Here is a 14928-nt window from a genome sequence, read left to right as displayed (position 1 = left end):
CATGACGGCCAGCCTGACGGTAAACGATCTGTGTCTGACGCTGCGGCGCAGTGCGCGACGCAAGACGCTACAGATAACCGTCGAACGTGACGGCACGCTGGTGCTCTCGGCACCGCCTGAGGCGGACGAAGAATCGCTGAGCCGATTCGTGCAGGAAAAGAGCTTCTGGATTTACTCTCGCCTGGCCGAGAAGGAGCGCCTGCTGCGTGCCGTGCCAACCAAGGAGTATGTGGATGGCGAAGGCTTCCTATATCTTGGTCGCAGTTACAGGCTCAAGCTGATCGACGAGCAGGACGTACCGTTGAAACTGACGGGTGGGCGCTTTCTGCTGCTACGCAGCCAGCTACCACAGGCAAGGGAACACTTTGTTCGCTGGTACAGCCTGCATGCCCGTAATTGGCTCGCCTTACGGACAAAGGAATACCAAGGACGTATGGATGTTTCCCCAGAAGGGGTGCGGGTGCAGGATCTTGGCTATCGCTGGGGCTCGTGCGGCAAAGGTGAGATGCTGTACTTCCACTGGAAGAGCATCCTGCTACCCAAACGCATCGCCGAATATGTAGTGGCCCACGAAATGGTCCATCTCCACGAGCCGCACCACACCCCAGAGTTCTGGTTACGGCTCGAGCGCGCCATGCCCGATTATGCACAGCGCAAAGAATGGTTGGCCGAGCATGGGATTGAGGTGGAGGGAATTTAAAGCGGGCTGGCTGCGTTAGCCACGACTACACCGCCTGTAAAACGAGTTATCAGGCCGTTTACGACTACACAACTGTCACCTTTACCGAGTCAATATCATCATAACGAGGGAAGCGCTGCTTCAGCCGTTCGATCGTCCATCGCCATTTTGGTGTGGTGGGGCGGCAAATTGTGTTCTGGTTTCCGAACATTCCAACCTCCCGCACCGCTTGAGTTATCGATACTGTCTGAAGCCATTCGATTGATACAAAGTGATCACAGCGTTCAGGATCGTCGACAAACTCGGCGTGATAGTTTGCGCGGGTAGCGACTTCAAGCACCGGTACTTCAACTCCGTCATGCATGACAGTGAAGTCCGCCGCAGGTGTGGACGATCCAAGAACACGACCGACACCGACGTAGCCTTGCTGGGGAATATTTACCCAAACTCTATCCCCTGGTGAAAGCAATTGAAGGGTTCGACTGTACCAGGCACCTCCGCCTCCGGAGATGAAGCCAAACTCAACAGCATCCTCCCAGGAGCGGGAAGTGGAATCTCCGAACGAACAATAGAATTCGCCATTCCAAGGCTCGTTGTGCCCCTCACCCGCCGACACTGCATTGACCTGAGTCTGGACAGGGTCGAGTAACCAAGAACGGCTCAATAGTTGCTGGCCACCTGATTGAAAAACCTGAAAACACAGGACATTGATTGGGATATCCCGCTCACTGAGGTACGCGACGATGCGCTCACTGCTGGCATCCAATTCAGTCGCAACAATGATGAGTTGATGGCTCTTGTTCAATTCATCATCGTCCAAGGCGCGGCCGAAGCGCTCACGAAAGTCGTCGTCCAAGATGCAGCCAGGTCGGAATCGCTTGTAAATAGCGCCAATCTCATCAGCACGAAGACTTTCGACCCAAACTGCGTAGTCAAGTGCTTGGGCAACCACCTCGCGGGGCGTGCGGTCACGCTTGAGCTCAATCAGCACTAGCGCACCGTCAGGCGCGATGGCTAGCAAATCGATGCGCCCGCCCATGCCAGTGCTTTCTTGTCTCCCTATAAGCATCCATTCATCCGAGAGTATGCTCGGAGCATTTACGATCATGTCTTCTAGTAGCTGCTCGGTTGCGAGCTTGCTTTGCAGCAACCTGGTCGGCATGGAGCCGACAGTCCAAACGTCCGTCTTGATCGGCACGCCGTGTGTCCTTGTCTGGATTATGTGTGAGCTAAGGTGAAAATAAGCGGACTTTGCCACGCTTCAGTCAATTGTGATGAAAAAAGCGCTTGGGTTGCAGCCTGTTTGAAGCTATCACCCCAGTCAGCTCTAATACGACGCCTCGTGTCCGAGCATTTTTTATCGCGTTAACGAGACATCCGTGGCCCTTTCTTAACTGCAGACAGATGAGAAAAAGGCGCACAAAAAATCAAAGTGTCAAAGGACAAAAAGCCGGTCAACCGTCGTGCAAAACTTCTAAAAGTGGGGGAACAAATGGGGGAACGGCGCACCCTACAAAACTAATAAATCATTTAAATTCAATAACATGAATCAATAAAAAGCTAACCACAAGCCGGCTTTTTAATGCCTGAACGAAAGTGATTCACAACAAAACTCACTCAACCCCTTCAGTATTCAGTGCATAAAACTCCTGCAGCTTGGCTTGCAACAGTTTCTTGTCTGGCAATTGGGTGTGGTACTCCGCGATCAAGGCAGGCGACAGTGAGCGGTTCAGGGCGTATTCGACGATTTCGTCCTCTTTGCTCGCGCACAGCAATACACCGAGCGCCGGGTTTTCGTGTGGCTTGCGGACATTACGGTCCAACGCTTCAAGATAAAAATCCATCTTCCCCAAGTATTCCGGCTCAAAGCGCCCGACCTTGAGTTCGATCGCCACCAGGCAGTTCAGCCCACGGTGGAAAAACAACAGATCCAGCGCAAAGTCCCGTCCACCTACCTGCAACGGATATTGCGAACCCACAAAGCAGAAGTCCCTGCCCAGTTCGATCAGAAAATCCCTGAGCTTGTGCAGCAGGCCTCCATGCAAGTCTGTCTCTGCATGACCACGCTCCAGAGCCAGAAACTCGACCACGTAGGCATCCTTGAACACGTCCAGGGCCTGGGGATGAATTTGTCGCAGCGGTGCTGAGACTTTTGCCGGGCTGACCACTGAACGCTCAAACAGAGCCGCCTTGAACTGACGTTCCAGTTCGCGGCTCGACCACTTTTCCTGGATTGCCATGCGCAGGTAAAACTCACGCTCTTCCGGGCGTTTGCTCTGATTGAGGATGATCAGATTCTGGGTCCAGGGCAATTGTCGCAGCAGTGCTGCGACTTTTGCGTCATGCCTATAAGCCTCGTAAAACTTGCGCATGCGAAAAAGATTCGCACGGGTGAACCCCCGCAATCCAGCCTGCGTATAGGCCAGGTGCTGAGCCAGTTGTGCCACCACCCCATCACCCCACTCCGCCGCTTCAATTTTGCGACTGATGTAGGCCCCCACCTGCCAGTGCAACTCAATCAGTTCGGTGTTGACCGCCTGCATGGCGCGTTGTCGCGCGGTCACAATCAGTTGGGTGATTTCGTTGAAAGCAGAATCGAGAGAGGTATCGCTACGAAGATCATTCACGTCAGGGCATTTCCATGTCGGTTGGAGGGCCCTTTCAATTACTCCTGATACCGACGCAGAAACATTCACAATGTATTTCTGCATGAAACAACGCTAATAAGCCTCCATCCCACCCAGAGAACACTTGCCAAGCCAAAATGGCCGATGCTAAATCCACCCAGTCCAAAGACCGCTACCCTTACCCCGGAGAAGCTCTGCCGGTCGGACTTCGCTTTCAAGCTCAACGGGAACCTTCGCAATGGATCTGCACATCCCGACCCTGCTGGTAGTCTCGGTCTTCGTTTTCATTCTGATGGGTTTGTTGACCTGTCATGCCTGGTGGCGTGAAACCCGTGAGCGGCCTCTGGCTTATCTGGGTGCAATGATGCTGCTGGCTGCCCTTGGCGTGGTGCTGGTCAGTTGGCGGGGTCGTGGGGTCGATGTTATCCCGCTGATTTTCGGCAACATGGCTCTGTTGCTGAGCGCAGCGATGAACTGGACCGCCATGCGCGTATTTGTCGGGCGCGCGCCTTCGCTGCCGGGAGTTTTCGCGGGCGCCGGCATCTGGCTGATCCTGTGCCTTATCCCGGCGTTCTATGACGCCATGCCCGTGCGAGTCGTGGTGTATTCACTGCTGACGGCCGGTTATGGCGTGCTGACGGCATCGGAGTTCTGGCGCAGCCGGAAAAAGCTTGAAGTTGCGTACATGCCGGCGCTGGTTCTGACGCTGCTGCACACGGCTTTCTATATCGTTCGCAGCGTGATCGATAAGAGCCTGCCTCTGGATCAAGCGCTGTCAGGCATCGGCGATGGCGTACGTTTTTTCTCCTTCATGCTGTTCGAATCCATGCTGTATGTCATCGGGATCGCTTATGTGACGCTGGCCATGGTCAAGGAGCGCGCGGAGCTGAAGTTCAAAGCTGCCGCGTTCTGTGATCCGCTGACAGGGATCGGCAACCGTCGCGCCTTCATGTCGCACGGTGAACAATTGCTGACCAACTGCAAGCGCCGGGCAGAACCCGTTGCGTTGCTGCTGTGCGACCTGGATCACTTCAAGCGCCTGAACGATAGCTTTGGCCATCCGATGGGGGATCAGGCACTGATCGCGTTCAGCCGGATTCTGACAGGCAACCTGCTCAATCACGATGTGTTCGGTCGTATCGGGGGAGAAGAGTTTGCCTGCCTGCTCAAAGGGGCGGATGAGCAGGAGGCGGTTCAGGTGGCTGAACGCATCCGTCAGGCGTTTTCCCGGCTGTCGCTGCTGGAGCCGGGGATACTCAGTGTCAGTATCGGCGTCGTCACCACCGGCGAGTCGGGCTACGAGCTTTCGAGCCTGCTTTCACAGGCGGATGAAGCCCTGTATGGCGCCAAGGATCACGGGCGCAATCGTGTGCAAACCCTGCGCAAGTTGTACCTCAACCTCACGGATAGCTGAACGACTTCACCAACGTCAGCTCCCCCACCGCGCGCATCGGCACCAGGAACGTTTCCATCTTCTCGCTCGGCGTGCCTTCCTCGGTAATCACCGTCACCTGCGCCGTGGTCAGCGGTTGGACCGCGTCTTCCTGCCCCTCTTCATCACTGCTGTAGCCGCCGCCAAAGTAGTTCACGTAGACCAGATATTGCCCTTTGATCGGCGCGGGCATGGCGAAGATTTCCGGGCCGTAGCCGGTGGTGACGTCGACGTCGAGCGCGGCGCCGTTGGGGGCGACCCGGTCGCCGTACCAGATGTGCGCTCCGTCGGGGGTGATCAGGTGCAGGTCGAGGTCGGTGTTGTCGCTGTCCCAGGACAACAAAACGCGCAATTTGGCCGGAGTCGCACCGCCGCTGCTGTTGAGAAATTGCGTGCGCTGACGTTGTTGGCCATCAGGGCTGCGAACCTCGACGCTGTTGCTGCCGTTGGGGAATGAGAACGGGCGATCGAAGCGGCCGGCCGGGTCGATTTTCAGCGGCATGCTCACCCCGTTGACGATCAGCCGGCCGGGGTCTGTGGATTTGGCTGTGGCCTTGATCTGCCCGCTGATGCGAGCGGTGTTGGCCTGCCCTGCCGGGGTATTCACCGACGAGGCCGGGTAGTTGACGGTCTGTCGGAAGTTTTCCCCTTCGCCCTCAGGCGCGCCGGTGCGCCAGCCACCTGCGGGGGTGTCGAGTTTGACGCTGTCAGCCGCCATCACCGATGGCAACGCCACCAGCGAACAGAGCAACAGCAAGACCTGTGGATAACGGAGCTTCATGGACTATTCCAGCAAGAGGTGGCGGGCGAGCCCTTCGATGTAGGTTTCATCCTGGCCATTGGGATGTGCTTCGAAGGCCAGGTGCAGGTATTCATGGGTCAGGTCGAGGCGGTCTTGCAGTGTCTGCGCGCCACGCACGTAGATGCGCAGACGTTCGCGGTCGATATAGGGGCGGCCGAAGGCCAGGCGGCATACGGCGAAGGTGCTGACTTCGCTGTAGCCGGTTTCGCTTTCAAGTTTCTGGCGCCAGCCGCGCCGTTGTTTCTGCAGCCATTCTTGTGCGGCGGGCAACGCTTCGCAGGACGCGACCGGGTTGTCCCAGCGACTGAGACTGGCGCGTGGGTAGGCGTGCAGCAGGATGGCGTCGTAGCGCTGGCCGGCACGGGCCTGTTCGACGGCTTGCTGCCAGGACAATTTGTCCGGTCCGGGTTGATCGGAATGGTAGGTGACGGTGCTGCCGGCCAGCACCAGGTCGCTGGTCCACGCCGCGATATCGCGAGACTCGGACGACGCCGGACGCGGTGCGACCCGCTGGCGGCTGCTGCTGTCGTCGATGCTCAGGCAGTCACCGCTGCGCGTGGCGTTTTGCAGCAAGTATGTGCGAATGGCCACGGTCAGGGCTTTGGCGGCCTCGACCGGTTCGGCACTGGCTTCGCGCTGGAGAACGCGGGCGACGTACTCTTCGCGATCCAGACGAGCCACGAGCTTGTGGTTCAGCAGAAACAGTTCGCCGTCGCTGTGGATATCCAGCCCATTGCCGTTGGCGAATTCGACGCGGTAATCACCCTGCAACGCCCCGGAGGACACCACACCGCTCCCTGACAGCACGCGCCGAAGCGGATAGCGGGAGAACAGGTCGACCTCTACGCACTGCCCTGCATCCGTAGGCCATGCAACAGGAATCACCGTAGACAGTGCCTGCGCGTAATCTCGAAGTACCCGTTGACTGGTACCGCGTCCACCGGCCCAGACCGGGGTACCGTCCGCCGTCCAACCGGCAAACCCGCCCTGACGCGATGTTGCATCCTGATCCGCCAGCCAGCTCCAGGTCTTCACCCGCAGGCGGCTGCCGAGTTCGCCGACGACATGACCATCAGCGGCATTGAGCAGCACATCGAGCAAAACTCGCCGGGCTTGATCCTGCGCCGGCAGCACGGCCAACACCTTCAACAGTTCCGCCACCGAAACCCGGGTAGCTGGTTGCAACGAAGGCAAATCCAGCAACCATTGCGGCGCCTGCCGCGCCTGCCAATAGGCTCGCCAGTCGGCATCACGAATGCCCAGCCGCGCGGGTTCGAAATACAGACCGCATGACTTCACCAACGCCTGATCACGCTCGATCCTGCCGCCCGCCGTGCAGCAATAAACCTCTTCTTTCGACTGCCCGCGGCATTCGTAAGCCGGCTCGCGCGCGCCGGTGTCCACCAGCCAGGCGTAGACGAACAACTTCCACACACTGCCCAGTGGCGTCTGCAAGGTCGGCGGCAATGGCTCGCGGGTGATCACCTGCGTTCGGCTCAGCGACAACAAATCGCCCTTGAAGGCCAGGCGCAAAGGTTCGTCCTGCGCCGTTGCCAGCACAGGGATCAAACACAGCAACCAACCTATCAGCAGCCTGTGCACGTCAGTGAACCGTGACCTGGCCAAGGGCGGCTTTTTGTTCAAGCGCCTGATGCTGCGGCGCATAAACTTGAGTGAAACGCACCGGCGGCAAGTTGAACTGCCCCTTCTGCGAGAAACGCACCAAGTGCCGCAGGCGCAATTCGCCACTCAAGGCATCGACCGGAACGGCATAAGCCATTTGCCCCGGTTCGAATCGCGCCTTCTCCAGCGATGTCGGTTCGGTGCCAGCCTTGCCCATGAGCTTGATGCCCCAGGTCGTGCGTTCGACATCGGCACCCGGTGGCAGCGGCACCTCCAGCAGGCCATAGCGCAACGGCCTGGCGGCTTTGCTGGTGACGATCACTTCATCGAGATAGAGGTTGTCGCTGGACAACGACGCGTTGCCGACCGCTTCGAGTTTGAAGGTGAAGGCTTCATCCCCCGGCACCAGTCGCGACAGGCGACGGGTGATGGTCACGGCCATCGGATCGACCGCCGGCAGTTGGCTGCGGTAGCTCAATGCAGCGCGCAGCGGACGCTCTTGCGCGCCAGTCAGCGTCAATACCGTCGGCACTGGCGCAGGCCCCTGCCACGTCCAATACATCTCACCAGAAACCCCGTACTGCTTCTTCCAGCCGTCACCAGGCGCCAATGCAATGGTGGGCGATGCCTGCTCGATGCTGCGTTGCAGCCAGGTGAGTGCCAATGCACGTTCCAGGGTCGATTGCTGCGGCAACAGGCGTTGCAGCAAGGCCTGGGCGTGAGACTGATCGAAGGGTTGCAGCGACAGGTTCAGCGCTTCGGCAAACGGCTGGGAACTGACCGCCAGACGTTGCTGTGCGTCGGCCAGTTGACGGTTGAACGCATCCGGCAATGCGACCTTCGCCTGCCTGGCCAGCGATGCCGTCAGCACTCGTGCGCCCGCCAGCCCCAAGGCTGAATCCGGATCGCTCATGACGAGGCTGTCTTCGCCGTCTTCCATCAGGTTCGCGGCAGTGCCCTCGCCCGCTTTCGCCAGGTCATCCATCAAGCCACTGAGCAAGGTATTGACCGGCAACTGCATCTGTTTGGCGAACGACAGGATCAGCGCCCGCTGCAACAGCGGCGTGTTCTTCGCCTGCTTGGCGTAGACCTCCAGCACCCGCTGCCAATGCTCCGGCGGCAGGCTCAGTTCCAGCACCTGGCTGGCGTGCCAGTCGGCGTAATAGGCGTAGGCGGTGAGGAAGGCATCCGGCTCGCCGTCCATGCCCCACCAGGTGAAGCTCGCCGAAGGGCCGGCCATTTGTACCAGGCGCAAGCGACTGTTTTGCATGATCAGGCGCAGGCGATCGCGGATCTGCGCATTCGCCGCCAGCGTCGGGTAGGCAATGCTCAACGGCAACAGGCGGCTGGCGGTCTGCTCGACGCCACCGTAGGGGTAGCTCAGCAGATCGTCGAGTGCAGAACGGAACAACGCTTGCGGGCTGTCGTCCAGACGCAGGCGGATATCACTGGCGTCTGCCGGCAACGTCAGCGGCGTATCGCCCTCACCCGCATCAAGGCTCTGGGTTTGAGTCACCTGCCAACCTTCACCGGTCGCGCTCAAGTGTACCGCCAGGGCATCAGCGGTTTTGCCATCCTGCACCAGTTCGGCGCTCCACTCGCCATTGGCCAGTTCAAAGGTCGGCAACGGGATGTAGTTGATGCCGCTGTTCAGGGTCACAGGCACACGCTGTTCGTTGCCGGCGAAATGGGTGACCAGTTCGGCCTTGACCGGTTTCTCGGCCTGGCTGAAAGCAAACACACCGAGCTCCGGTTTGTCGCCAGCGCGGAATCGAGTCGGGCCGCTCCACTTCAGGTACAGCGGTTTTTCCGAGCGCACGAATTGCTTCTTCTGCCCGACCTGACCGCCATCGGCAATGGCCCTGGCAGTGATGCGCCAGCGGGTCAGGGAGTCGGGCATCTTGAAGGTGAAGCGGGTTTTGCCGTTGGCATCGGTCAGCAATTCAGGTTGCCACGCAGCGGTGTCGACATCCTCACGACGGGGTCGCTCCAACACCTTCACGCCCCGCTCACTGCGATTGGCTTTGCCCGGTGCACCGGGGCTGCCCGGCAAGGCGACGTCATAACTGATGAACGACAAACTGGCGCTGGTACGCACGTTGTTGCGGCGTGGGTGATAGAAGAACTGGTCGATGCTCGGCGCGACTTCAGGTTGCAGGGCGTAGACCATTTCATCGACCACGCTGACCGTCAGGTGCGCGGGAATCGCTTTGCCGGCGAACTGGGTGGTCAGGTCTACAGAGACGGTTTCGCCCGGCTGGTAGGTTTCTTTATCGGTGGCGATGGCCACGTCGATCTGTGGCGTTACCACCTTGATGCCGGCGTTCTGGAAACTGTACTGGCCGCCCTTGGTGTACAGCACCGAGAACGTCAGGTTCGGCGCGAAACCTTCCTTCACCGGGATGCGCGCGCGGTACTGGGTATCGCTGAGCTTTTCCATCTTCAGCCAGTCGCCTCCCCTGGACAGCAGCGCAGTGGCTTCGACCTTGTCGCGCTCCAGAGACAGCAGTGCATCGCTGACCGGTTCCGGGAAAGTGATCAGCGCCAGCGCTTCATCGCCTGCAATGTACTCGGGCTTGTCGAGGACGATTTCCACGGTGCCGGGTACGGCTTTGACACCTTCGCCGGTAACCGAATGGCCGGTGGCGCCGACCACCCGGCCATGATCATCCTTGAGCGTCAGGTTGTAGGTGCCCGGCCGGTCAAAGGCCAGGGTGAAACCTTTGTCGGTTGCCGCGAGTTTGCCTTCGCCGGTGCTCTGGTCCTCTAGGCGTACCCAACTGAAACTGCCTGGCGTAACGGCGTCGACCTGCTCGCCTTCGCGGGTGTAGCTGAAGGCAACCTTGTCACCCACCGCGCTGAAGCGCCTGGGCGCGCTCAAGCGGAAATTCGCCGCGCCGCGGTCTATGAGGATTTCCTTGGTGGTCTTGACCCGATACGCCGCACCGTCGCTGGCAAACACCGTGAGCATGTAACGACTCGGTTTGTCGGCGGCCGGCAAATCGAGGGACGCATTGCCCTTGGCGTCGGTGGTCAATTCGGTACTGGTCAGCTCCACCGGAAATTGCCCGAGGTATTGCAATTCGTTGTCGACCATCGACAGCTGTTGGGCGCGCAGGCTCAGGCTCAATTTCGCATTGGCCACCGGCTTGCCGTCCGGGTACAGCAGCACCAGGTTGCCCTTGACCGGCTCGCCAGTACGGTAATCCTGCTTGGCCAGATTGAGCGATATCTCGAAGTGCGGCTTGATGTATTCAGCGACGCGAAAGGCGCTGCTGTAGGCCTGATCCTTGTAGTTGAAACGCAATTCATATCCACCGGCCACAGCGTTGTCCGGCAACTGGAAACGGCCCTGGGTGCCAGCCTTGGAATCGAGTTTCAGATCGAGGGATTGCAGCGCCGTGCCAGTCGCATCCAGCACGGTCACATTGACGTCGGCCGCGCTTGGCTGCACCGAGTCCCGCGCGTTCTTGAATTCACGCCCGACGATTTTCAGCGACACCCAGTCCCCCGGCCGATACAGCGGCCGGTCGGTGAAAGCATAGAGTTTAGTGTCGTAAATTTCACTGTCGTAGTAGAAGTTCTCGGAGACGAACACCCCGCCCTCTTCGTCCTCGCCGATCACGAACGAACGCTCGGGGCTGACGTGTTTCAGGCGTAGCAAACCATCGGCATCCGTGGCGCCACTGCTCATCACGCCGAGGCCGTCAGTCCACAGCACATTGACCTTCGGCACCGAACTGCCTTCGTGTTTGCGCGCGGCCCACACCAGCAATTCGTCGCCGGCGATCTTGCTCACCGCCACGGTGTTGGAGACGAACACCATAGTGGTCGCACGGTACTTGCCGATCAGCGCTTCCACCAGATAAAGACCTGGTTTGAGATTGCCCAACGGGATGTACACGTTGCCCGGCGCGACGCTGACGAACTCGCTGGAAGAACCGGCCAGGTTCACCCCCGCAGGTGGCTGGATCGGCTTGGCCTGCCACAACGGATAACGGAACTGGCTGACCACCGGCAAACCCGGTATCAGCGCGAATTGCGGCTGCGCATCGTAGGGCGTTGGCGCGGCCATCGCATTGCCCATCTTCAGTTCCGGCACTTCCTCGGTGACTTGTTTACGCGACTCGTAGGAAAACGCCCGCTGCATCACCCGACGGGATTTGCGATACCAGTTATCCCACAGGTAAGCGAGGGTGTTCGACAGACCTTCACCCTTGAACTGGCCATCGCTGACCACTCGATGCAGGTTCTTCTGGCGCTTGAGAAAATCCAGCGGTCTGTCGATGCGATACACCCGAATGTCGGCGCCGCCGTAGGGCTCCATGCGAAACCGGCGATAGTCGCGGCCCGGCGCTTCGAGACGCACCATCGCCTGTTCATCGCTGGCAAAACTGCTGTCGGCCAGCAGGAAAAAACTCTCGCCGGCCACCGGCGCATAGCCGCTGGACGGGACCGAGTCGTCGGCATCAACCGCCGAGAACGGCAGCACCAATACCAACATCAGAGACAGAAAACGCAGCATGCGGGCACCGGTCATTGGGAAACAAAATTCAGTCGATAGACGCCGATGAAGTTGGGGTTGGCTGCGTCGGGTATCCATCGGGTGTCCTTCCATGTCATGAGTTGCTGCAGGCTTGCCGAACGCATGCCGTTGTCGGTGGGTGTGCTGGTGCCGGTGTGATAGGCGATGTAACGGCCCATCCAGATCATCAGGTGCTGGTCGTCGCCCTGATCGAAAAACATCAGGTCGCCAGGGCGTGCTTGAGACACATCGCGGCTGACCAGATGGCTGTTGAACTGAATCAATTTGATTGCATTGACGTATGGCCCGACCTTGCCGCCGCCCTGCTGCCATTGCTGGGCAAGACCGCGCTGGGCGTCGCTCAGTTGCAGCTCCGGCGGCAGGTAACGATTGGACAGGCCATTGCTGCGCAGCCATTTGTCGTCATGGACTTTCAGCGCTTCATTGGCGGCGAAGCGCACCAGCCCGGCGCAGTCTTGCTGATACCAACGGGGGCTCGGCCCCTGGCTCAGTTGCTCCTGGGCGATGCGCACGAACCAGGCACGGAAGACCTGGGATTGCTGTGGGTCGAGCGACGGCGCCTCGATAGCGCGGGCACCCGCGCTCAGCAACAGCGCCAGCAGGCCGAGACTTCGGATCAATGCCGTCACAGGGCTTTCCACTCCAGCGGCAGCCACTGCCAGTGGCCGTCCGGCTCGCTGCCTTCGGGCAAGGTCAGGGCGTATTTACCGTAGCCGCCGAGCTTGCGCAGTTTCGGGATCAGGTAGGTTTGCGCGGCGTTGTAGAACACCGGCTCCATGTCCTGGGGCAGGCTGTCGAGGGTTTCCTGCTGCATCAGTTGCGCCATGGAATCCGGGCCGAAATAGACCGGCATCAGCAGGTCCTTGGGCACCACATCGGCCATCGGCGGGAAGCGTTTGTCGAGGGTGCCGAGGGCCTTGTCCACAAGCTTGTCGTCGAGGGAAAACAGCAGCGTCGAACCATGCCGCGCCAGACTGACTTTCATGAACGCCTTGCCGGTGATGGCGTCGGGGTCTTGAGCGTCCTTGGCCGCATAGGGACCGAAACTGGAGCTGACCTGACGTTGCCACTGGTGGCTCTGGCCTTCCTGTTTTTCTGCCACCGGGAAGGCCCCTTCTTCGACATTGCTCTCGTAGCCGCCGACCATCGAGCCGAACAGGCTGCCCAAATCCCCATCGAGTTTGCCGCTGTCGTCATCGTTGAGGCTTGCCACCAGCAAGGGCGTATACAACCGCGAATCGGCATACCAGCACAGGCCCGCCGCGCCGGCCATGTGTTCGGTCAGCGCCTGAGCCACCTTCTCCTCGGCACCGAGTTTCACCAGCAGCGGTTTCTGTTGCTCGGCAGCCAGCGGCAACGCCACGCAAGCGCTGGCGCCCATGGGCATGGCTTGCCAGATCGGTTTGAAATCGAAGTCCGGCTGATTCTCCAGTTCATCCATGGCCAGGAAGCTGTGCCAGCCCTTGTCGTCCATGTCGAAACGCAAACCGGCGAAATTCGGAATGAAGCGTTGATAACCCATGGCCAGCACGCTGGCATTCACCGACAGGCGTTGTTTCACCTCCGGCGTACGAGGCGGCAGGCCGAAGGCTTCGGGGAACAGTTTGTCGCCATTGAGCAACGCGGCAATGGCCGTGGTCGACACGCTGCCCGATTCTTCCGTTGCGCCACTTTGCGGATCGTAGAGTTTCGCCGGATTGGACAGCACCACCAATTTGTCGCCATGGGACGCGAACAGCAGCGCCTTGCTCGCGTTGTAACTGAGTTGATAGAGCCCCACGTCGTCGGTGCCGACCTTCACGTCAGCGACTTTGCTCAACTGCGAGTCGTCCAGCGCCACTTTGGCCAGCGGCTCCAGCACCTTGGCCAACCCGCCGCGATCCATCACCAGCAGGAAATCCTTGAGCCGCCCATCCGCCCCGCGCCACAACGCTACGTCCGCCGGTTGATCGAACAGTTGCTCGATCAAGGTGTCCTGCAGTTTCAGGTCATGTTCGTAGATGATTCGCCGCAAGCTGCCGATCAACCCCAGGCGGTCGGCATGGGTTTCGTAATAGAAGACGAAGTCTTCGGTCAGGGTTTCCTTGAAGAACGGCACCGCCAGCAGGTCCTTGGGCAACTGGCTCAGGGAATGGGTTTCCAGCAGGCCATCCGGGCGGCTCATGCCCAGTTTGTCACTGGCCAACACAGGCGCTGGGGCCTTGGGTTTGTGCATGAACCACCCCAACCCAGCAGCCACGCCAACGACCAGGCATATCCCGATCAGCAGCGTCGGCCAATGCAGGGAAGATTTGGCCGCTGGTGCGCCAGCGGCCGGAGTAACAGTGCTATCACTCATGTTCACAAAACCCGATGTTCATCCGTGGAGCGGGGATGCTTAGTAGTTGAAAGTCTTGACCAGCAGCAGGTCGCCGATTGCGCGCAGGGGCACGATGAACGTCTCGCGTTTTTCATCGACGGTGTTTTCGTTGAGCACCAGATTGATTTGCGAGGTAATGACCTCGTTCTGATTGCCGGACTCATCGAAGTTATAGCCGCCGCTGCCGAAGTTGCCCCAATAGTTCACGTAAACAAGATAGGTGCCACGTAGCGGTGCGGTCATGGTGAACATTTCCGGACCCGGGCCATCGACGCCGTCAGGGTCGAGACCGCCGCCATTGGTCAAGGCCGGGTGCGCCCAGAAGGCATGCTGGCCATCGGGCGTGACAATATGCAGGTCGAGTTCGGCTTTCGGATCATCCCAACCCAGCACCACGCGAATCCGCGCCGGGGTGCGCAGGTTGTTGGCTTCATAGAATTGAACACGCTTGAGGGACTGGCCTTCGGCGCTGCGCACTTCGACGCCGTTGGAGCCGGCGCCAAACGCATAGGGCCGGGCAAAACGCCCTTGCTCGTCGGTATAGAGGTTCAGCGGATTGCCGTTGACCGCCAAGGTGTGCGGCCCGCGCTGGGTGCCGAGGGCCTTCAGTTGGCCTTCGATCATCGTGCGATTGCGCTGCACGCCCCGATCAATCGGCGGCGTAGGATAGGCGACTTGCGGGTTTTCGCTACGGTCCAGCAGACCGTTGTAACGCCAGCCACCCACCGGCTCCGACAACTCGGCATTCGGCGCAGCCAGAATCACAGGCGCGAAAACCAGCCCGATCAGCAGCAAAAGAAATGAGCGCATGCGACGCCTCCTGCCATGCAGGACGAAACCTTGCGCCTGATCCTGGGCGC

At 59.7% G+C, this 14928-nt stretch carries 10 protein-coding genes; 2 read left to right on the top strand and 8 right to left on the bottom strand.

The features are described 5' to 3' along the window. The first annotated feature begins 1 nt into the window (after position 1). Positions 2–700, top strand: a complete 699-nt coding sequence (locus KGB07_RS24565; protein ID WP_223466784.1) for a M48 family metallopeptidase — start codon at positions 2–4, stop codon at positions 698–700. A 64-nt stretch (positions 701–764) separates the two neighbouring features. Here KGB07_RS24565 and KGB07_RS24560 read toward each other — a convergent pair whose 3' ends face one another. Further along, positions 765–1877, bottom strand: a complete 1113-nt coding sequence (locus KGB07_RS24560; RefSeq protein ID WP_223466783.1) for an endonuclease NucS domain-containing protein — start codon at positions 1875–1877, stop codon at positions 765–767. 415 nt (positions 1878–2292) lie between these two features. Beyond that, positions 2293–3306, bottom strand: coding sequence for a YhcG family protein (locus KGB07_RS24555; protein WP_046041658.1), 1014 nt, complete (start codon positions 3304–3306; stop codon positions 2293–2295). 238 nt (positions 3307–3544) lie between these two features. Here KGB07_RS24555 and KGB07_RS24550 point away from each other — a divergent pair, with 238 nt between their 5' ends. Continuing rightward, positions 3545–4720 (top strand): sensor domain-containing diguanylate cyclase, encoded by a 1176-nt coding sequence (locus KGB07_RS24550; RefSeq protein ID WP_046041657.1) that lies wholly within the window; start codon positions 3545–3547, stop codon positions 4718–4720. Here the strand turns inward: KGB07_RS24550 and KGB07_RS24545 are convergent. From KGB07_RS24545 to KGB07_RS24520, 6 genes are read right to left on the bottom strand one after another with little or no spacing between them, the layout of a single operon-like run. After that, positions 4707–5519, bottom strand: coding sequence for a YfaP family protein (locus KGB07_RS24545; RefSeq protein WP_223466781.1), 813 nt, complete (start codon positions 5517–5519; stop codon positions 4707–4709). The two genes, KGB07_RS24550 and KGB07_RS24545, sit on opposite strands and share 14 nt — an antisense overlap. Before the next feature lie 3 nt (positions 5520–5522). After that, positions 5523–7166 (bottom strand): DUF2300 domain-containing protein, encoded by a 1644-nt coding sequence (locus tag KGB07_RS24540; RefSeq protein WP_263290491.1) that lies wholly within the window; start codon positions 7164–7166, stop codon positions 5523–5525. Then, positions 7144–11703, bottom strand: a complete 4560-nt coding sequence (locus tag KGB07_RS24535) for an alpha-2-macroglobulin family protein (protein ID WP_223466777.1) — start codon at positions 11701–11703, stop codon at positions 7144–7146. Before KGB07_RS24535 ends, KGB07_RS24540 begins: the two co-directional genes overlap by 23 nt. Further along, complete coding sequence (locus tag KGB07_RS24530) at positions 11700–12338, bottom strand: DUF1175 domain-containing protein (protein WP_223466775.1); 639 nt, start codon at positions 12336–12338, stop codon at positions 11700–11702. Before KGB07_RS24530 ends, KGB07_RS24535 begins: the two co-directional genes overlap by 4 nt. Further along, the gene (locus tag KGB07_RS24525) at positions 12335–14047 is read right to left on the bottom strand and encodes a DUF2138 domain-containing protein (RefSeq protein ID WP_223466773.1); all 1713 of its coding nucleotides are present in this window, start codon (positions 14045–14047) and stop codon (positions 12335–12337) included. Before KGB07_RS24525 ends, KGB07_RS24530 begins: the two co-directional genes overlap by 4 nt. A 39-nt stretch (positions 14048–14086) precedes the next feature. After that, positions 14087–14878 carry a YfaP family protein gene (locus KGB07_RS24520; protein WP_223466771.1) on the bottom strand — a complete coding sequence of 264 codons (792 nt, stop codon included), beginning with the start codon at positions 14876–14878 and terminating at the stop codon, positions 14087–14089. Positions 14879–14928: the final 50 nt, after the last annotated feature.

Source organism: Pseudomonas sp. GL-RE-26, from assembly GCF_019956275.1.
GTDB classification, from domain to species: domain Bacteria; phylum Pseudomonadota; class Gammaproteobacteria; order Pseudomonadales; family Pseudomonadaceae; genus Aquipseudomonas; species Aquipseudomonas grandcourensis.
This window is presented reverse-complemented; position numbering and strand designations above follow the sequence as displayed.